We start from the raw sequence: 20128 nt of genomic DNA, 5'->3' as shown, positions 1-20128 counted from the left end.
CCTCACTTGATCCCCGTCACCACGAGCGAGCGGGTGATGTGCCGCGACAGCGCGACGAAGAGCACGATCAGCGGAACGATCGCGATGGTCGTCGCCGCCATCACCAGCGTCCACTGCGCGTCGTAGCGGGTCTGCAGCGCGGCGGTCGCCACGGTGATCACCCGCCACCGCTCGCCGCTGGTGATCACCAGTGGCCACAGGAAGTTGTTCCACTGCGACACCACGGTGATCAACCCGAGCGTCACCAGGATCGGCCGGCTGGCGGGCAGCACCACGTGCGTGATGATGTCGAGTGTGTGGGCGCCGTCCAGTCGTGCGGCGTTGATCAGGTCGGCCGGGATGGCGCGGAAGTGCTCGCGCAGCAGGAAGATCGCATACGGCGAGCCGAACATGAACGGCAGCACCAGCGCCCAGAACGTGTTGCGCAGGCCCGCTTCGGCCATCATCAGGTAGAGCGGCACCACTGTGACGGTCGCCGGCACCATCAGCGTCGCGACGTACAACCAGAACAGCGCGTCACGGCCCGGGAAGTCCAACCGCGCGAAGGCGTACGCGGCCAGCACCGAGAAGGTGAGCTGACCGAGCAGGATCACCGCGGTCGTCAATGCGGTCACCACGACGGCGCGACCGAATCCCGCGTCGCCCAGACCCAGATAGTTCTGCAGCGTCGGCGGTGCGGGCAGCGACAGCGGCGAGTCGGTGTTGAACTGCTGTGCCGAGGTCAGCGACGTCATCAGACCCAGCCCGAACGGCGTGAGGGTGATCAGGGCGCCGAGGATCAGGGCGGGGTAGATCACCACCGCCGAGGCGGCGCGGCTAGGCGATGTCATAGGTGATCCGTCGTCGGAAGTACTGCTGCTGGAGCAGGGTCACGCCGATCAGCACCACGAACAGCACCACGGCCATCACAGCGGCGCGCCCGACCGCCGCGGCGCCGAACGCCTCGGCATAGATCCGGTGCGCCACCAGGTCGGTGCGGCCCTGCGGGCCGCCCCCGGTGAGCGCATAAACGGTGTCGAATACCTGTGCAGCGCTGATGATCCCGGTGACCAGCACGAAGAACGTGGTCGGCCGGAGCATCGGCAGGGTGATGTGGCGGAAGCGCTGCCAGCCACCGGCGCCGTCGGTGCGGGCAGCGTTGTGCACGTCGGCGGGGATGTTCGAGATGCCGGCGAGGAAGAACAGCGTCACGTATCCGACGTTCGTCCACACCGTCACCGCCGACACCACCGGCAGCGCCAGGCCCGGATCGGTCAGCCATTCGATGTTGCGGCCCACCGCGGTGCTCAGCGCGCCGTCGGTCGGCGCCAGGATCCAGCGCCAGAGCACGGCGATCGCCAGCGGCGAACAAATCCACGGCAGCACGTACAGCGTGCGGAAGAAACCGGTGCCGGGCAGGCCGCGGGACAGCACCGCGGCGGCGAGCAGGCCCAGCAGGGTCTGCGCGGGCACCACGATCGCGATGAACAGCACGGTGACCACCAGCGACGTGGCGAACGAGGCATCGGTCAGCACCAAGGCCCAATTGCCCAGTCCGACAAACTCGATCGGACCGAGCAGATCCCACCGGTACAGGCTCAGCCACAGCACCACCAGCATGGGCAGCAGCAGGAACACGACCACGCCGAACAGGCTGGGCGCCAGCAGGGCGTAGCCCAGCGCGGCCGCCTGCACCCGCCGGATCAGCATCCCGGGTCGCTCCGCTCCTGCCCGCCGGATCCCCATCGGGTCATTAAAGCGGTCCGGCCTGGCCGCCACTACGGTAGATGCCGTGACAGCGTCCCGACACGTCGATGCCGACTTCCTGTCGCTGCCCCGCCATCAGCTCGCCGATGCCGCCCTGTCGGCGGCGCGGGCGGCCGGGGCCGACCACGCCGACCTGCGAATACACCGCATCACCACCGAACTGGTGCAACTGCGCGACGGCGAACTGGAGTCGGCGGTCGTGGACCGGGAGATCGGCCTGGCGGTGCGGGTGATCGTCGACGGCACGTGGGGATTCGCCTCGCACGCCGAACTCGACCCCGCGGTCGCGGCCGACACGGCGCGCCGGGCCGTCGCGGTCGCGCGCACGCTGGCGCCCCTGAACGCCGACCGCGTCGAGCTGGCCGCCGAACCGGTGTACCGCGACGCCAGCTGGGTGTCGGACTACCGCATCGATCCCTTCGCGGTGCCGCTGGCCGACAAGATCGGCGTGCTCGACGAGTATTCGGGCCGGCTGCTGGCCGCCGACGGCGTAGATCACGTGTCGGCGCACCTGTACGCCGCCAAGGAACAGACCTTCTACGCCGACACGTACGGGTCGTCGATCACCCAGCAGCGGGTGCGGGTGCAGTCGGCGCTGGACGCGGTGACCGTCGACGCGTCGGCAGGCGGCTTCGACACCATGCGCACCCTGGCCCCGCCGACCGGGCGCGGCTGGGAGGCGGTCGCCGGTGACGACGTCTGGGACTGGACCGGTGAGCTCGCTCAGCTGCCCTCGCTGCTGGCCGAGAAGGCGAAGGCGCCGAGCGTCACGGCTGGGCCGACCGATCTGGTGATCGACCCGAGCAACCTGTGGCTGACCATCCACGAGTCGATCGGCCACGCCACCGAGTACGACCGGGCGATCGGGTACGAAGCGGCTTACGCGGGCACGTCGTTCGCGACGCCCGACAAGCTGGGCGTCATGCGCTACGGATCCCCGGTGATGAACGTGACCGCCGACCGCACCGTCGCCCACGGACTGGCCACCATCGGCTACGACGACGAGGGCGTGCAGGCGCAGAGGTGGGACCTGGTTCGTGACGGCATCTTCGTCGGATACCAGCTGGATCGGGTGTTCGCCCCGCGGCTGGGGGTGGAGCGCTCGAACGGATGCTCGTACGCGGATTCGCCGCATCACGTGCCGATCCAGCGGATGGCCAACGTCTCGCTGCAGCCGGCGGCCGAGGATGTCAGCACCGAAGATCTCATCGGCCGGGTGACCGACGGCATCTACATCGTCGGTGACAAGAGCTGGTCGATCGACATGCAGCGATACAACTTCCAGTTCACCGGGCAGCGGTTCTTCCGCATCCGCGACGGCCGCCTGGACGGCCAGCTGCGCGATGTCGCCTACCAGTCGACGACCACCGACTTCTGGGGCGCGCTCGAAGCCGTCGGCGGTCCGTCGACATGGCGGCTCGGCGGGGCGTTCAACTGTGGCAAGGCACAGCCCGGACAGGTCGCCGCCGTCAGTCACGGTTGCCCGTCGGCGCTGTTCCGGGGAATCAATGTGCTGAACACCCGGGCCGAGGCCGGCCGATGAGCGCAGCGAAGACGCCGATCGGAGTGCGCCGATGATCAGTCCGCAGCAGGTGGTCGAGACGGTGCTGGCGGTCGCGGCGCAGCGCGGCCGGGCCGACGAGACGATGGTGCTGGTGACCGACCGGTCCGACACCGCGCTGCGGTGGGCGGGCAACTCGATGACCACCAACGGGGACACCACCAGCCGCCGTATCACTGTCATCTCGATTGTCCGACAGGGCAACCGGGCACACGTCGGATCGGTGAGCTCCAGTGAGGTGGACCCGGAGGCGATCGCGGCGCTGGTGGCCGCCTCACAGGACGCCGCGGCGTCGGCGCCCGAGGCCCGCGACAGCGCGCCACTGCTGCCCGGAGGCGATCAGCCGGGGGACTGGGACACGCCGGTCTTGGCAACGGGTGCCGAGGTTTTCGCCGGGGTGGCAGGCACGCTGGCGCGCGGGTTCCGGGGCGCCGATCAGCTCTACGGCTATGCCCGCCACATCGTGGAGACCTCATTCGTCGCGACGTCGTCGGGACTGCGCAGGCGCTACACGCAGCCGACGGGTTCGGTGGAGATCAACGCCAAACGCGGTGGCGCCAGCGCCTGGGCGGGGGTGGGCACACCCGACTTCGTCAATGTCGCAACGGATTCCCTGCTCGAGGAGGTGGATCTGCGGTTGGGGTGGGCCGACCGCACCCTCGAACTGCCCGCCGGGCGGTACGAGACGCTCATGCCGCCGTCGACCGTCGCCGACATGATGATCTACCTGGGCTGGACGATGGACGGGCGCGGCGCGCAAGAGGGGCGCACCGCGCTGTCGGCGCCCGGCGGTGGGACCCGGTTGGGGGAGAGGCTCACTGATCTGCCGCTGACGCTGTACTCGGATCCCGCCGCGCCGGGCCTGGCGTGCACACCGTTTGTGGCGGTCGGCAGTTCCTCGGAGCGGATGTCGGTCTTCGACAACGGGATGGACATCGACCGGGTGGACTGGATCCGCGACGGAACGGTCAGCACGCTCGCCTACCCGCGAGCGGCGGCCGCCGAGTTCGGCGCCCCGGTCGCCGTGCCTGCCGGCAATCTGCTGATGACCGGTGGCGACACCGACCTCGCCGACATGATCGCCGGCACCGAGCGCGGGCTGCTGCTCACCACGCTGTGGTACATGCGCGAGGTGGATCCCACCGTGCTGCTGCTGACCGGCCTCACCCGCGACGGGGTGTACCTGATCGAAGACGGCGAGGTGACCGCGGCGGTCAACAACTTCCGCTTCAACGAGAGCCCGCTGGATCTGCTGCGGCGGGCCACCCAGGCCGGCGTCAGCGAGGTGACGCTGCCACGTGAATGGGGCGACTGGGCGACCAGGGCGGCGATGCCGACCCTGCGAATTCCCGACTTCCACATGTCGTCGGTCAGTCAGGCGCAATAATTCGACGATGCAGGACGGTGAGCTCTTCGGGCTGTTGGGTCGCCTGGTCGGTCTTTCGTCCGGAGATCTGCGTCTCGACGCGGTGATCCGGCTGACGTGCGGCCGCACGCTCAAGCTCAAACCGCTGCCATGTCAAGTCGATCTGTTCGACGGCAAGTCCGACTGCGAATCGGTGGTGTCGGCGTTCGCGGAGCAGTTCGCGACTGACGTGTCGGGGATCGGCGACGGTCAGCGCAAGATGCTGCTGTCGGCGGCGGGGGATCGCGCCCTGCGCATCGTGGCCGCGACGTTCATCGCCGACTTCGTGCCCCGGGTGTGGGCCGGTTTCGAGGCGCTGGGCATGGGCAGACCCGGCAACGGTCCCGAGGTGGACTGGGACCCCGGCACCGACCCGGCGCAGGTGCTGCTCGGCGACTTCGTGCCCGCGGTGGCGCGGTTGCGCAAGCTCGACCCGGTGACGACCGAGGTCGTGCGGTTGCGCGGAGCGACGCAGCACAACTGCCGGCTGTGCCAGTCGTTGCGCGAGGAGAAGGCGCTCGACGCGGGCGGGTCCGAAGAACTGTACGGCGACATCGAGCGTTACGAGTCGTCGACACTGCTCACCGACCGGCACAAGGCGGCGCTGCGCTATGTCGACGCGCTGCTGTGGACGCCGTCGGACATCGATGCACGGGTGTCCCGTGGGGTGCGCAAGTGCTTCTCCGAGGCGGAGGCGGCCGAGCTCACGCTCGACGTGATGCGCAACGCGGCCAACAAGATCGCCGTCGCGCTGGGTGCCGATGCAGCTCGCGTCGAATCCGGTACGGAGCGGTATCTGGTCGACGAAGATGGGCAGACGGTGTTCGCCTGAAGGCCGGAACCGGGAGAGTGGTCACATGAGTTCGGAACACGCGACAGAACAGGTGGCGCTGGAGCAGATCCAGGAGGGTGACACGATCCTGGACTCGAACTCCGGCAACTGGATCACCATCGTCAGCACGGACAGTGGCACGACGAATGTTCCCCACCCTGGTGATGCGGACACGGTCGAGGACTATCGCATCTACCACGGCGACCACGGCGAGGTGATCGATTCCCGGACGCTGGAGGGTCTGGTCAGCCGCCAGGTGAGGGAGTGATCGGGCGCTAGGAAGCGGGATACCACCGCGTCGCCCGCGATGGGTGCAGGCGCTACTGTCGAGGTCGTCGTGCGACGGGGGCGGTAGCTCAGTCGGTTAGAGCCGCGGACTCATAATCCGTAGGTCGCGGGTTCGAGCCCCGCCCGCCCCACAAGTTCTATGCATCAGGTCGCTGGTGTCACTTCTCGGCCGGCACGGCACGACCTTGTTTCGAGATCCGGGTGTACGTCGCACTGGACCGGATGAGGACCCGATTCTCGGCGTCGAACACCGCGCACTCCGCACTGAGAAGAGTGCGTCCCTTGTGGACCATCTCGGCTTCCGCGCGCAGCGGACCTCCGTGCGGCTGCCGGTAGTAACGGACGTGCATGTCCGTCGTCACGGTGAACTCGGACGAATAGTCGTAGCACCCGACGAGGCACGTCGCGCAGGCGACATCCGCGAGCGTGGCGAGCATTCCACCGTGCACGCTGCCTTCGAAGAATCCGCGCACGTCCTCGCTCAGCGGCATGGACACGATGGCGAGGCCCGGTTTGTGCTCGACGACGGCCATTCCCAACCGCTTGTGCACGGGAGACCGGTGCAGTTGTTCGTCATCGAACGCGATCATGGGGTCACTTCCGCACTGCGAGGGTGTTCAGATCGACCTGGCCGAAGAGCGGCGAGATGCCGACGTTCGTCACGTTCTCGCCCACGACCTCCGGGTCGTTCGACAGCAGCGTCGGCAGCAGTGGCCACGCCGTCGTCTGGATTTCATCGGCGATGTCGACGAACCTCCTCGCCGTCGCACCCGAATCTTCGGTCGACGACTTCAGCTCCTGCAACTGACCGGACAACCGGGGATCGAAGTACTTCGCCGGATTGCTCGACCCCCACGTGGTTCCGTCGTCGTTGGGGCCCATCAGTGGCAGGACCGCCGAAGCCGCCGTCGGCCAGTCCAGACACCACCCTCCTGCAGGGTCGATGTCCCAACCCCTGGCGCCCTCGACGAGAGCGGAAAGATCCTCCTCGGGGTGTGCATCGACGACGACGTCGAGGCCGGCCGCCTCGAGGTTGGCCCGAATCTGGGCGATCTCCTTCTCATGAGCAGCGCCCGGCGAATCGCTGACGGCCATGTGCAGCGGTGCCACCGACTTGCCTTCGAGCAGCGCCTTGGCCCCGTCGGGGTCGCCGCCGGGCTTCAGTGCCAGGTTCGATGCGACATAACCGGGAACGTCCGGCGGGATCACCGAGTCGACGATCGAGCCGTAGACGTCGCCGCCGTAGAAGGATTGGATGCTCTGCCGGTCGATGGCCAGTGCGATGGCGTGCCGGACCTCGGGGTCCGTGACCGTCTGGGTGTTCATCACGAGGTAGTCGACACACAAACCGGGCCCGTTGATGAACCGCGGCTCGATCTCGGCTTCCTGTGCTTTCGCAAAGTTGCTCACGGCCAGTATGCCGTCCAGCGGGACCGCGAAGGCGTCGTCACCCTCGCTCTTGATGAGACGCTCGCCGGCCGCGGCTCCGTCGGCGTTCAGCTCGAATTCAAAGCGATCGGGATGCGCGGGTCGGTTGGGATCGTTCGTCGACGACCATTGCTCGTTGCGCACCAACGTGAGTGACGTGCCGCGTGTGTAGGTGTCGATCTTGTACGGCCCGGTTGCGACGGGACGGTCGCCGTATGCCTGCCTCGTGTCCTTGTCCGCGGGCACCGGTGCCGTGTAGGGCAGGGACATGATCCAGTCCGCGTCGGTCTGCGACCCTCGGAAGTGAAATATCAGCGTCCGGTCATCGGGCGTCTCGACCGATGTGAGGTCTTTCGCCCCGGTGGCATAGGGACTTTCGAAACCCGTGTCGTTCTCCAGGAGGTCGGGCATCCATGTCGCCCCGAGAGGAAACACGCCTCTGTCGAAGGAGCGCATCACACCGTACTTGATGTCCTGCGCGGTGATCGGCCGGCCGTCCTCGTACACCAGGCCCGCCCGCAACCGGTACGTCCAGGTCCGCCCGTCGTCACTCGGCGTGCCGAGCGCTTCGGCCAGATCGGGCTGAATCGACGGCTCCTCGCCCGGGGTGTCCTTGATGAACGTCAACGTCCGGTAGATGAGCCGCCCCACCTCACTGGAGTTGGTGCGGTAGTTGTTGGCTGGATCCAGCGAATCGAAATCTTGGGCCTGCAGAACGTAGACCGTTCCTCCCTCGGCGGTCACGCCGCGGTCCTTGATGCGGAGTACCGAGGATCGTGTCTCGGCGCCGCGGTCGTCGGATTCACCTGCGAGAGAATCGTTCGGCGAGCATCCGGCCGCCGTCAGAGCTGCGACGGCGAGGGCGACAGCCGTATTGGTCCACCGATCTCTCATGTGCGCAGACCCCCAGAATCGGTGACGCCGGCAGCAAATGACGGCGGCTACCCGGACTCAACCACACCGATGTTCCGAAAGGCCGAGAACTGCAGTTCTGTGTGCAGCGTTCTGGAGGGCGAACCGGGTCGGCGTCGTCCACTACACCGGAGTGAACTCCAGGTGCACTTCCTTGAGTCGCCGGAACAAGAAGGTGCGGTCCCACTGCAGCCGGCGGTCACCGGCCGGACCGTGGTGGGCTTCGGAGAGCCGGATGTCGGCCATCCGGTCGAGGATCCGCGCCAGGCTCACCCGTACTTCGGCGCGTGCGATCGGGGCTCCGGGGCAGGTGTGCACACCTCGGCCGAATGCGATGTGGTGCAATATGTTCGGGCGGTCGAGGCGGAACTCGTCGGGCTGGTCGAACCGCTGTGGATCGCGATTAGCCGCACCGTTCATCACAAGGACGCTGGTACCGGCGGGCACGTCGACGTCGCCGATCCTGGTGGGGCGCCGCGCCATGCGGAAATTGGACTTGATCGGGCTCTCGAAGCGAAGCATCTCCTCGATGAAGGGCGAGATCTTCGAGTGGTCCGCACGCAGCTGCTCCTGCAGGTCCGGTCGTTCCGCCAGCATCAGCACCGCAAGGCTGAGCAGGTCGATCGTCGTGCCGTGGCCGGCGGCGTACATGAAGGTGGCAACGCGGGCCACGTCGATCGCGTCGGGCGTCGTGCCGTCCGGATACTTCGCCAGGGCAAGCTCGGTGAGGACATCTTCGCGGGGCTCGCGCCGCCGAGCCTCGACGTACTCGACGAACCACTCCTCTTTCACGCCGACGAAACCGCTGCGTTCGCCTTCGAGTCTGCTGGCCCTCGCAGCGCGGCGGAATCGCTCACGGTCGGCCTCGGGAACACCGAGCAGGTCGGTGATCGCGTCCAGGGTGAACGGGAAGTTGTAGTCGAGGACGATCTCGCACCTGCCGTCCGCGGCGAACGTGTCGATCTGCTCGTCGGCGAGACGCCACAGGAAGTCCTCGTTGTTCTTCAGCCGCTTGGGCGTGAACAACCGGCTCAACAACGAACGGTGCGCAGTGTGCCGGGGCGGATCGAAGGTGATGAAGTAATCGCCGAACGTGATCCGCCCGCGGTGCTTCTCGATCACCTCCGAGATGTCGTCACTGTGGGGGTCGACCGGAATCCCCGACCACGGGCCGCTGACGATGTTGCAGACCGACATGACCTTCTCGGTGTCGCGCTGCACCGCGACGGCCTCGTCGTACCCCGACACCATCACCACGCCGTGCGCCGGCTCGCGCCACACCGGGCACTGACGGATCGCGTCGTAATACTTGTACGGGTCGTCGACGACCGATTTGTCGGTGAAGAAGTCGAGTTTCTCGGGTCCGCTCATTTCGCCTCCCACGAGTGGCAATCCAGAGACACCGCGCTGACCGGGGACATCGCTGCCGATACGCAGCTCATTCGGGATCGGCTACACAGCATGGAACTTCCCTGGTCCCCGTGCGTTTGCTCTCGTTACAGGCTGCTCGCGTTTCGCGGTTCCAGCAGGGCGGCCTCGTTCACCTCGGCGTACAGGTCGTTGGTGCGCTCCTGTTCTGCCGCAAGCTTTTCGAGGGCTGTGACTGCGCGCCTTAGCAGTTCGTAGGATTCCTCGACTGAAACCTTCCAGTCGTTGATGCTCGGTATCAACCCCATCTGGATTTCCCTCCATTGCAACACGAGACATCGCGCTGTCATCGACCAGCGTTTGCTGACACTGTACGCCCGCAACCGGTACTTGACCCCGGCTTGCGACGAGCACGCGCGGGGCTCTTCGCCAATTCAAACGATATGCCGGGGAACCCCCGGGTTCCGCCCTCCACGGTGTCCTGAATTCACGTCGTTACATCGCGCTCGGCGTAGCCGTAGACGCCGCATGCGGTCAGGAGCGCTCCGGTGAGCAGCAGGAGGGCGCTGCCCTCCCATTGGGGCGGTGCCGCGGGTACAGCGCCGAGGTGGGCCCACGGCGACAGGTTGGCAACCCAGGCAGGTGCGTTCAGCGCCGGCACCACCGCATTCACCAGGAATCCGCCGACGATGGGCACTGCGCCGATCGCGCCGGTGGCGGTCGGCCGCCAGCCCGCTCCCACCGCGGCGGCGCCCACGGCGAGTAAAGCCACGGGGAGGGGGTTCATTGCACCGGCAAGTGAATCGGCGAAATGCAACGGGGCGCCGGTGATCTTGGCGCCGCTCCACATGGCGACCGCGGCCGAGCCGTGCAGGGCGACGACCCCGGCCGCGGTGACCGCGATTTCAGCGGATACCAGCCGAACGCGAGAGATCGGCTGGGCGAGGAGCAGGGTCCATCGCCCCGCCTTCTCGTCGGCGATCATCGTCGCCAGGCGCAGCGCGGCGTAGAGGCCGGTGGGGACGGGGAGCAGGCTGAACAACGGAGCAATGAAGGCATTCACCGAGTCGAGGCCGGTCACTCCCGCGGCCGCGGCGAGCTCTTCGAACCGTGGATTCGTCTGGAAGTACTGCAGAACCGAGGCGAGCATCGCGCCCGCCATGAGGAATGCCGCTGTGATGCCCGCCGCCCAGCCGAGCGTCGTCCGCGCGGTGCGGCGGAGCGCGAATCCGTGGACGCTGTGCAGCAACCGGGTTCGCGCAGGGCGGTCGCCCGATGCCGGCACGATGCCTGCGCCCAGGTCGCGGCGGCGCGCCGCGACGACGGCCGCACCCGCCAGCACGATCGGGAACGTGCCCGACACGGCCAGCGGAACGATGCGGTTCGCGGCGAACGGCGCCGAGCGTGCCGCCAAGCCGAACGGTGTCAGCCAGGCCAACCATCCCAGTCGAGGTGAGCTGTCGGCGATCATCCGCAGCGCCAGGCCTGCTCCCAGAGCCCCGACCGTCAGCCCTGTGGCTGCCGATCGACTCGGCATCACCTGTGCGGCGAGCACACCTGTGGCCGCAGAAGTCAGAGCGGTGCAGGCGATCCCGGCGCCGTGGACCAGCGCTCCGACCGGGTCGGTACGGCCCGCCAGGAGGCCCGCCGTGACGGCCCCACCGATCATCGTCGAGGATCCGGCGAGAGCGATCAGGTGACGGATGACCACGTCGGCCACCCCCAGCCGTCCACCGAGAAGCAGATTCCACCGACCCGCATCCTCTTCGCCGCGGGTGACGCGGGTGGCGGCGAGCCCGCCCCAGGCGCTCGCCAGCGCCAGGGCAGCGGTGCCGGTGCGCCACACGGTGAAGCCGCCGGGGTCGTCGAGTGCGACCGGAGGGCCCAGCAGGACTCGTTCGATGGGGTTCCCGGCGAGGTCATGGAAGCCCGCGTCGTCCAGCGACCTGCGGATTGCCTCGTACTGGCCGGCGAAGAGCGCCGACACAGCTCCGCAGGTCACGGCGGCGGCGGCGGCGCTGCGCCGAAGCCTGCGCGCCGCGAGCCTGCGCACAGCGCGCCCCGGTGCGGGGTCAGGCACGACCGCGGTCATCGCCGAGCCTCGCCGTAGTACTCGAGAAAGATCTCCTCGAGCGTCGGTTCGCGCACCGCGAGCGTGGTGACGTCCGCCGTGGCCAGCGCTCGAAGCGCGGCCGCCGGTGGCCCGGTGAGGCTGAACCGCATGCGGTCGCCGTCGAGCGCCTCGACGCTCGACACCCCCGTGGTGTCCCCGAGGGACGGTGGTGCGCCGCGGTAGGACACCTCGACCACCGTCCGGCGCAACCGGCGCAGGTCCGCGATGCTGTCGATCTCGACGAGTCGCCCGGCGCGCAGGATTGCCACCCGGTCGCACAGGGTTTCCACCTCGGCGAGCTGGTGGGAGCTGAGGAACACCGTCTGGCCGCGGTCGCGTGCTGCTGCGACACAGTCGCGAAACACCCGTTCCATCAACGGATCCAATCCGCTCGTCGGCTCGTCGAGCACCAGGAGCGGAGCCCGCGTCGCGAAGGCGGCGACGAGAGCCACCTTCTGCCGGTTGCCGGTCGAGTAGGTTCTGGCCGGCTTGTCGAGGCGGAGATCGAAACGATCGACCAACTCGTCGCGGTAGGCGACGTCGACACCTGCGCCCACATGGCCGAGCAACTCGAGGATCTCGGCTCCCGTCAACTCCGGCCACAGCGCGACATCAGCGGGCACGTACGCGAGGTGACGATGGGACCGACGGACGTCCTCGGCGGGGCAACCGAATATCGCGGCACGTCCCTCGGTCGGGCGTATCAACCCGAGAAGCATGCGGATCGTCGTCGACTTGCCTGCTCCGTTGGGCCCCAGGAATCCGAACACCTCGCCCGGTGTGACGGTCAGATTGAGGTCCGCGACCGCCGCGACACTGCCGAACCGTTTGGTCAGGCCGTCGGCACGGATGGCAGGGCCGTCGACAGTGCGCGCCGGAGACTCCACGTCTGAAGGGTAAGTCACCACGCTGTGGCGGCCGGTGATCTCCCGATATCCGTCCGCCATTGCTGAGTGGCAGGGTCGAAGGCCGGGCAGTTGTTCGCTGGTGTAACTAACCGGGACGTCGCCTCGGCGTCGCCGAGTGGTCACCTCCACAGCGGTAACCGGCGGCACAGGCCGATATTTACTTGCTGTTTCATGCAAACCACCCGTGGCGCCGCGGTCGGTGTACGAGGTACTGAACTAGGTCAGCAGTCGCACCGCAAAACTTTGCCAAAGCCGGGCCCGTCGCGTCCAACAGCAGTACGGTTTCGGGAAGCGATCCGACTCGTGTCCACGCGAGAGGCGGACCGAGTCGGGCTCCTGGCCGGTAGTCCCGATGGAGTGGGGGGGCGCATGGAACTCGACGACCGGGCACTTCCGCTGACGCGGGGCCAGCTGGACATCTGGCTTGCGCAGAAGACGGGTGGCTTCGGTGCGAAGTGGCAGCTGGGCGAGCTCCTGCGCATCGATGGCGACATCGATCCAGGCCTCCTTCAACGGGCGATCGTCCAGGCGGTGCGCGAGGCCGAGCCGCTTCGAGCCGCCTTCTTCGAGGTGGACGGCGAGGTCTTCCAGAGAGCAGTCGACTACCCGGACGTGCCCCTTGCCCGCTACGACCTGATCGGTTCGCCGGACCCTGAGCAGGAAGTCCACCGGACGATCTCGGCGATCCAGCGCACGTTGATGCCACTGGACGGCCCGCTGTTCAGCTGGGCCCTGTTGCAGACACGGGTGGACGAGTACTACCTCTTCGTGTGTTGCCACCACATCGTGATCGACGGGGTAGGTATCCCACTCGTGTGTCACCGGATGGCGGAGATCTACTGCGCCATCGCCGCGAACGCGCCGGTACCCGATGCCTTCTTCGGATCGCTGCGGGATCTCATCGACTGCGAACTGACCTACGAATCCTCGACCGATTACCTCGACGATTCGGCGTATTGGACGCAGAACCTCCCGCCGGAGAGCGAACCGCGCTACCGATTGGCCGATGCCGTCGTCGACGACCACGACGAAGAGTCGCGCGCACCGGTTCGGCTCGACCCCGCCGCCGTGGCGGGGCTCCGGGCGCTGTACCGGAGCCTCGGGGTGCGTCGGTCGTCGGTGATCACGGCGGCGTGCGCGCTCCTGGTGCGTGCGTACGACACCGAGAGCCCGGAGGTGGTTCTCGATTTTCCGGTGAGCAGGCGTGTGCGACCGGAGATCCAACTGGTGCCCGGCATGGTGTCGGGATTCGTGCCGCTGGTGCTCAAGGCCTCACCGGAACTGTCCGTCTCCGATTTCTGTCTGCGGGTGGACACGCAGATGAAGGACGCGCTGGAACATCAGCGATTCCCGGTCCACTCGATCGACTACAAGGCGACTCTCCGTGGCTCGGGACAGGCCTCGAACCGTGTGGTCATCAACTTCATCCCGGCCACACATACCGGCTATCTCGCCGATGCCGCGGCGACCGGAACGCTCACCCACGCCGGTCCCGTCGAATTCGCACTGGTCTTCTTCAGGGACGGCGACGATCTCTTCCTCAGCACGGCGGGTCCCGGACAGTTCTTCGCGAACAGCGATGTCCGCGATCTCGCCGCGCGCTTGGAGCGGGCGCTACTGGCGATGGCCGAGGACCCGGCCCGGTTGCTCTCGTCGGTGGATCTGCTCGACGAGCCTGCGCGTGTCCACCTGGACGAGGCCGGCCACCGCGCGGCGCTGACCCGGCCGGCGGTCCCGCCGGTCTCCATCCCGGCTTTGTTCGCCGAGTGGGTGGCCCGCACCCCGGACGCGGTGGCGGTGAGTTCCGGGGGTCGGTCGACGACCTACCGCGAGCTCGACGAGGCGTCGAATCGACTGGCGCACTTGCTCATCGGTCAGGACGTGGGACCGGGTCACTGTGTCGCGCTACTGGTCGAGCGTTCGGCGGCCGCGGTCACCGCGATCCTGGCGATACTCAAGACGGGCGCGGCCTATCTTCCGATCGACCCCTCGGTGCCGAAGGCCCGTATCAAGTTCGTCATCGCCGACGCCGCGCCGACGGCCGCGGTGACCACGGCGGAGTCGGCCGGCCTGCTGAGCGGGTGCGAAGTCCCGGTGATCGATGTGGGCGATCCCCGCGTCCAGTCTCAACCCGGCACCGCATTGCCGGCACCCGCGGGCGACGACGTCGCGTACATGATCTACACCTCGGGCACCACCGGCACCCCCAAGGGCGTCGCGGTCACTCACCGGGGTGTCACCCGGTTGCTCGCATCGCTGGACGCCGGGTTGCCCTCGGCGGGGGTGTGGTCGCTGTGCCACTCGCTGGCCTTCGACGTGTCGGTGTGGGAGATCTTCGGTGCGCTGCTGCGCGGCGGGCGGCTGGTGGTGGTGCCCGAAGCGGTGGTCATCTCGCCGCCGGACCTGCACGACGTCCTGGTCGCCGAACAGGTGACCGTGCTGACCCAGACGCCGTCGGCGGTGGCGATGCTCCCGGATCACGGCCTCGAGTCGACGGCGGTGGTGATGGCCGGTGAGGCGTGCCCGGCCGAAGTGGTGGAACGGTGGGCGCCCGGACGGGTGATGATCAACGCCTACGGTCCGACCGAGACGACGATGTGCGTCGCGATCAGCGCGCCGTTGACCGCGGGCGTCGATGTGGTGCCGATCGGCTCGCCGGTGCCCGGGGCGGCGTTGTTCGTGCTGGACGGCTGGTTGCGTCCGGTCCCGGTCGGTGTGGTCGGTGAGTTGTACGTGGCCGGTGACGGGTTGGCGTGTGGGTACGTCCGACGCGGCGGACTGACCGGGACGCGCTTCGTGGCATGCCCGTTCGGCGAGCCCGGAATGAGGATGTATCGCACCGGTGATCTGGTGCGGTGGGGCGCCGACGGGCAGCTGCAGTACCTCGGGCGTGCTGACGAGCAGGTCAAGATCCGCGGGTACCGCATCGAGCTCGGCGAGATCCAGGCCGCGCTGGCCGGGCTGGGCGGGGTCGACCGGGCGGTGGTGATCGCCCGCGAGGACCGGCCAGGAGACAAGCGCCTCGTGGGCTATGTGACCGGCACGGCGGAGCCCGCCGAGATACGCACGCAGCTCGGCGAGCTGCTGCCGGCCTACCTCGTCCCCGCAGCGGTCGTCGTGTTGCCCTCGCTGCCCTTGACGTCCAACGGCAAGTTGGACACCCGCGCCCTGCCGGCGCCGGAATCCCAGGAGGTCGACGGTTACCGGGCGCCGGGCACCGCCGTCGAGGAGATCGTGGCCGGCATCTATGCCGACGTGCTGGGCTTGGACCGCGTCGGCGTCGACGACTCGTTCTTCGACCTGGGTGGCGATTCGCTGTTGGCGATGCGCCTGTCCGCGGCGATCAACACCGCACTGGATGCCGATCTGTCGGTACCCACCGTGTTCGACGCGCCCACAGTCGCCGAGTTGGTGCGCCGTATCGGTGTGGGTTCGCGTCGGCTTGCGCCCCTGGTGCCCGTGCCGCGGCCCGACGTCGTGCCGCTGTCCTACGCCCAGCAGCGGTTGTGGTTCATCGACCAGCTGCAGGGCCCTTCTCCGGTCTACAACCTCGCCGCCGCGCTGCGGTTGCGTGGGCTCCTCGACGCCGAGGAGTTGCGCGGCGCGCTCGCCGATGTGGTCGACCGCCATGAGAGCCTGCGCACGCTGCTCGCCGCGCCGGGGGGAACCCCCCAGCAACTGGTGGTCCCTTCCGAACGCGCCGACTTCGGTTGGGATGTCGTCGACGCCACCGGCTGGTCGCCGGCCCGCCTCGACGAGGCCATCGGCGGGGCAGTGCGTCACAGCTTCGAACTGGCCTCTGAAATTCCCTTGCGGGCAACGCTGTTCCGGCTCGGCCTCGATGAACACGTCCTGGTGGCGGTGGTTCACCACGTCGCCGCCGACGGCTGGTCGATCGCTCCGCTGATCAGGGATCTGGGCGTCGCGTACGCCGGCCGGTACTCCAGGCGCGCGCCCCGCTGGGAGCCCCTGCCGGTGCAGTACGTCGACTACACGCTGTGGCAGCGCGCGCAGCTGGGTGATCTCGACGACGATGACAGCCCGATCGCCGCCCAGCTGACCTATTGGGAGCAGGAACTGGCCGGCCTGCCCGAACGCCTCGAGCTGCCCACCGATCGGCCCTACCCGCCGGTGGCAGGTCAGCGGGGGGCCAGCGTGGTCGTCGACTGGCCGGCCGAGTTGCAGCAGCAGGTCGCGCGGGCGGCGCGCGAGCACAAGGCGACGAGTTTCATGATGGTCCAGGCCGCGCTGGCGGTGCTGCTGTCGAAGCTCAGCGCCAGCCCCGAGGTGGCCATCGGTTTCCCGATCGCCGGGCGGCGCGATCCCGCCCTGGACGAGCTGGTGGGCTTCTTCATCAACACCCTGGTACTGCGTGTCGACGTGTCGGGGGATCCCACCACCGGTGAACTGCTGGGCCAGGTGCGCCGACGCAGCGTGGCTGCATACGAGCACCAGGACGTGCCCTTCGAGGTGCTCGTGGAGCGCCTCAACCCGACGAGGTCATTGGCTCACCATCCGCTGATCCAGGTCTTGGTGGGCTGGCAGTTCGCCGGCAACAGCGATCCTGCGGCAGGCCTGGAACTGGAAGGCCTGCAGGTCGCGTCGCTTCCGGTCGACACGAACACCGCACGCATGGATCTCGGCTTCTCACTGGCCGAGCGCTTCGACGAGGTCGGTGAGCCCGCCGGAATCGGCGGGACGGTCGAGTTCCGCACCGATGTGTTCGACGAGCAGAGCATCCACACGTTGATCGACCGCCTGCAGCGCGTCCTGCTGGCGATGACCGCCGACTCGACACGGCGGGTCTCGTCGATCGACGTGCTCGACGCGGTCGAGCATGCCCGGCTGGACGACGTCGGTAACCGCGCGGTGCTGACCAGATCGGCGACCGAGGCGTCCATCCCGGTGCTGTTCACCGAGCAGGTGATCCGCGCACCGCGCGCGGTGGCCGTGACGTTCGAGGACCGGTCGATCACCTACCTCGAATTGGATCAGGCGGCGAATCGATTGGCGCACCTGCTGGCCGATCACGGGGTAGGGCCCGGACACTGTGTGGCGCTGCTCTTTCCGCGTTCGGCCGAGGCGATCGTCGCGATCCTGGCGGTCCTCAAGGCCGGCGCCGCGTACCTCCCGATCGATCCGGCGCTGCCTGCCGCGCGGATCGAGTTCATGGTGGGCGACGCCGCTCCGATCGCCGCGATCACCACGTCCGGGCTGGCTTCCCGGTTGGACGGCTGCGATGTCGCGGTGATCGATGTCGACGACCCTCGCATCGACGGCCAACCCGATTCCGCTCCGCCAGCGCCGGCGCCGGATGACCTGGCGCACATCATCTACACCTCGGGCACCACCGGTGTGCCCAAGGGTGTCACGGTGACCCACCACAACGTCGCCCAGCTGTTCGACGGGCTGGACATCGGTGTGGAGCTGGTGCCCCAGCAGGTGTGGACGCAGTTCCATTCCTACGCCTTCGATTTCTCGGTGTGGGAGATCTGGGGTGCGTTGTTGTTCGGCGGGCGGCTGGTGGTGGTGCCCGACTCGGTCGCGCGCTCCCCGGAGGACTTCCATGCCTTGCTGGTGACCGAGCGTGTCACCGTGCTGACGCAGACGCCGTCCGCGGTGGGGGTGCTTTCGCCGCAGGGCCTGGAGTCGGCCGCGCTGGTGATCGGAGCGGAGCCCTGTCCGGCCGAGCTGGTGGACCGCTGGGCTCCCGGTCGGGTGATGGTCAACGTGTACGGCCCGACCGAGACGACGATGTGGGCATCTGCGAGCGCGCCGCTGGCAGCGGGATCCGGCGCGCCGCCCATCGGTTCGCCGATTGCGTGGGCGGCGTTCTTCGTGCTGGACGAGTGGTTGCGGCCGGTGCCCGAGGGCGTGGTCGGGGAGCTGTATCTGGCTGGTCGCGGGGTGGGTGTCGGATATGTGCGCCGGCCCGGGCTGACCGCGTCGCGTTTCATGGCGTGCCCGTTCGGCGAGCCCGGTAGGAGGATGTACCGCACCGGGGATCTCGTGTGCTGGGGTCCGGACGGGCAGCTGCGGTATCTGGGCCGCGCCGACGAGCAGGTCAAGATCCGCGGATACCGCATCGAGCTCGGTGAGATCCAGGCCGCGCTGATGGAGTTGGACGGCGTCGCCCAGGCGGCGGTGATCGCCCGCGAGGACCGTCCCGGCGACCGGCGTCTGGTCGGTTATGTCACCGAAACCACCGCCGGCACGCTGGATCCCGCCCAGACGCGCAGCGCACTGGTGGAGCGGCTACCGGCTTACATGGTGCCTGCGGCGGTGATGGTGCTGACCGCCCTGCCCGTGACGGTCAACGGCAAGCTGGACACCCGCGCCCTGCCTCCGCCCGAATACGCGGCAGGCGATCAGCACCGCGCCCCGGCCAGCGCGGTCGAGGAGATCCTGGCGGGGATCTACGCCCAGGTGCTCGGGCTGGAGCGCGTCGGAGTCGACGAGTCGTTCTTCGATCTGGGCGGCGACAGCATCCTGTCGATGCAGGTGGTGTTGCTGGCACGGGCGGCCGGACTGGAGTGCAGGCCGCGCGACGTCTTCGTCGAGCAGACGGTCGCGAGGCTGGCCCGGGTGGCCGAGGTGGCAGACGGCGGCGCCGGCGTGCTCGACGACGGCGTAGGGCCGATTGCGGCGACGCCGATCATGCGGTGGCTGGCCGGTGTGGACGGCCCGGTCGACGAGTTCAACCAGACGGTGGTGGTGCAGGCACCGGCCGGAGTCGGCGAGGCCGACGTCGTGGTGGTGTTGCAGGCCCTGCTGGATCGCCATGCGATGTTGCGGCTGCGCGTCGACAGCGATCAGGGCGACGACGGCACCTGCGGCTGGGCGCTGACGGTGCCCGAGGCGGGGTCGGTGGATGCCGCCGCGTGCCTGCAATCGGTGGATGTGCTGTCCGATGAAGCGCTGGTGGCTGCGCGGTCGCGGTTGAACCTCTCCGCCGGGGCGATGGTGAGCGCGCTGTGGGTCACCTCGACGCACCAGTTGGCGTTGATCATCCACCATCTGGCCGTCGACGGGGTGTCGTGGCGAATCCTGCTGCAGGACATCAACATCGCCTGGGCCCAGCACCGCAGCGGCCAGCCGGTCGCCCTGCCGGCGCCGGGGACGTCGTTCGCGCGGTGGTCGTCGATGCTGGTCGACTACGCGCATTCACCAGAGGTGGTCGCACAGGCCGGAACGTGGAAGCAGGTGGCGGCGGCGCCGAATCCGCTGCCACCGGTGCAGCCGGCGGTGGACACCTATGCCAGCGCCGGGCAGTTGTCGGCGTCACTTGACGGCGACCTCACCCGGATGCTGCTGGGGGAGGTGCCTGCGGCGTTCCACGCCGGGGTGCAGGACATCCTGCTGATCGCGTACGGGCTGGCGGTGGCGGAGTTCCTCGGCGGCACCGACGCGCCGATCGGCATCGACGTCGAGGGCCACGGGCGGCACGAGGAGCTCGCCGCCGATGTGGACCTGTCGCGCACGGTGGGCTGGTTCACCGCCAAGTACCCGGTGGCGCTCGATGTCGGTGACGTGTCCTGGGCGCAGGTGGTCGCCGGTGATGCGGCGC

General features: G+C 68.3%; 13 protein-coding genes and 1 tRNA gene (1 of these 14 only partly in view). 6 read left to right on the top strand and 8 right to left on the bottom strand.

Translation table 11 applies throughout. The features are described 5' to 3' along the window. Positions 1–2: 2 nt before the first annotated feature. Both AB0K11_RS21560 and AB0K11_RS21555 read right to left on the bottom strand, forming a co-directional pair. A complete protein-coding gene (locus AB0K11_RS21560; RefSeq protein WP_364981478.1) occupies positions 3–830 on the bottom strand; it encodes a carbohydrate ABC transporter permease in 828 nt (275 codons plus the stop codon). Continuing rightward, positions 817–1689: a sugar ABC transporter permease gene (locus tag AB0K11_RS21555; protein WP_364981888.1), complete on the bottom strand. Its 873-nt coding sequence runs from the start codon at positions 1687–1689 to the stop codon at positions 817–819. Before AB0K11_RS21555 ends, AB0K11_RS21560 begins: the two co-directional genes overlap by 14 nt. Positions 1690–1771: 82 nt before the next feature. Here AB0K11_RS21555 and AB0K11_RS21550 point away from each other — a divergent pair, with 82 nt between their 5' ends. The 5 genes from AB0K11_RS21550 to AB0K11_RS21530 all read left to right on the top strand — a co-directional run bounded on the left by AB0K11_RS21550 (position 1772) and on the right by AB0K11_RS21530 (position 5963). After that, positions 1772–3289 carry a TldD/PmbA family protein gene (locus AB0K11_RS21550; protein ID WP_364981475.1) on the top strand — a complete coding sequence of 506 codons (1518 nt, stop codon included), beginning with the start codon at positions 1772–1774 and terminating at the stop codon, positions 3287–3289. Between the two features lie 31 nt (positions 3290–3320). Then, a complete protein-coding gene (locus AB0K11_RS21545; RefSeq protein WP_364981472.1) occupies positions 3321–4694 on the top strand; it encodes a TldD/PmbA family protein in 1374 nt (457 codons plus the stop codon). A 7-nt stretch (positions 4695–4701) separates the two neighbouring features. Next, positions 4702–5544 carry a carboxymuconolactone decarboxylase family protein gene (locus tag AB0K11_RS21540; protein ID WP_364981469.1) on the top strand — a complete coding sequence of 281 codons (843 nt, stop codon included), beginning with the start codon at positions 4702–4704 and terminating at the stop codon, positions 5542–5544. A 25-nt stretch (positions 5545–5569) separates the two neighbouring features. Then, positions 5570–5812, top strand: coding sequence for a hypothetical protein (locus AB0K11_RS21535; protein WP_364981466.1), 243 nt, complete (start codon positions 5570–5572; stop codon positions 5810–5812). Between the two features lie 77 nt (positions 5813–5889). Then, a tRNA-Ile gene (locus tag AB0K11_RS21530) sits at positions 5890–5963 on the top strand. Positions 5964–5990: 27 nt separating this feature from the next. Here the strand turns inward: AB0K11_RS21530 and AB0K11_RS21525 are convergent. The 6 genes from AB0K11_RS21525 to AB0K11_RS21500 all read right to left on the bottom strand — a co-directional run bounded on the left by AB0K11_RS21525 (position 5991) and on the right by AB0K11_RS21500 (position 12540). Continuing rightward, positions 5991–6422: a PaaI family thioesterase gene (locus AB0K11_RS21525; RefSeq protein ID WP_364981463.1), complete on the bottom strand. Its 432-nt coding sequence runs from the start codon at positions 6420–6422 to the stop codon at positions 5991–5993. Positions 6423–6426: 4 nt separating this feature from the next. Continuing rightward, a complete protein-coding gene (locus AB0K11_RS21520; protein ID WP_364981460.1) occupies positions 6427–8004 on the bottom strand; it encodes an ABC transporter substrate-binding protein in 1578 nt (525 codons plus the stop codon). Between the two features lie 291 nt (positions 8005–8295). Further along, positions 8296–9543, bottom strand: a complete 1248-nt coding sequence (locus tag AB0K11_RS21515) for a cytochrome P450 (RefSeq protein ID WP_364981457.1) — start codon at positions 9541–9543, stop codon at positions 8296–8298. A gap of 125 nt (positions 9544–9668) precedes the next feature. After that, entirely contained in the window at positions 9669–9848 is a 180-nt protein-coding gene (locus AB0K11_RS21510) for a hypothetical protein (protein WP_364981454.1), read from the bottom strand. A gap of 179 nt (positions 9849–10027) precedes the next feature. Then, positions 10028–11632 (bottom strand): ABC transporter, encoded by a 1605-nt coding sequence (locus AB0K11_RS21505; protein WP_364981451.1) that lies wholly within the window; start codon positions 11630–11632, stop codon positions 10028–10030. Further along, entirely contained in the window at positions 11629–12540 is a 912-nt protein-coding gene (locus AB0K11_RS21500) for an ABC transporter ATP-binding protein (RefSeq protein ID WP_364981448.1), read from the bottom strand. Before AB0K11_RS21500 ends, AB0K11_RS21505 begins: the two co-directional genes overlap by 4 nt. Before the next feature lie 390 nt (positions 12541–12930). Here AB0K11_RS21500 and AB0K11_RS21495 point away from each other — a divergent pair, with 390 nt between their 5' ends. Beyond that, positions 12931–20128, top strand: partial view of an amino acid adenylation domain-containing protein gene (locus AB0K11_RS21495; protein WP_364981445.1) — the start only. 8126 nt of this gene lie beyond the right edge of the window; the window shows 7198 of its 15324 coding nt (coding positions 1–7198); the start codon lies at positions 12931–12933; its stop codon lies beyond the right edge, outside the window.

Source organism: Mycobacterium sp. NPDC050551 (assembly GCF_040674075.1).
Taxonomy (GTDB): domain Bacteria; phylum Actinomycetota; class Actinomycetes; order Mycobacteriales; family Mycobacteriaceae; genus Mycobacterium.
Note: the sequence above shows the minus strand (reverse complement) of the source record. Positions and strands in the feature narration are given on the sequence as shown.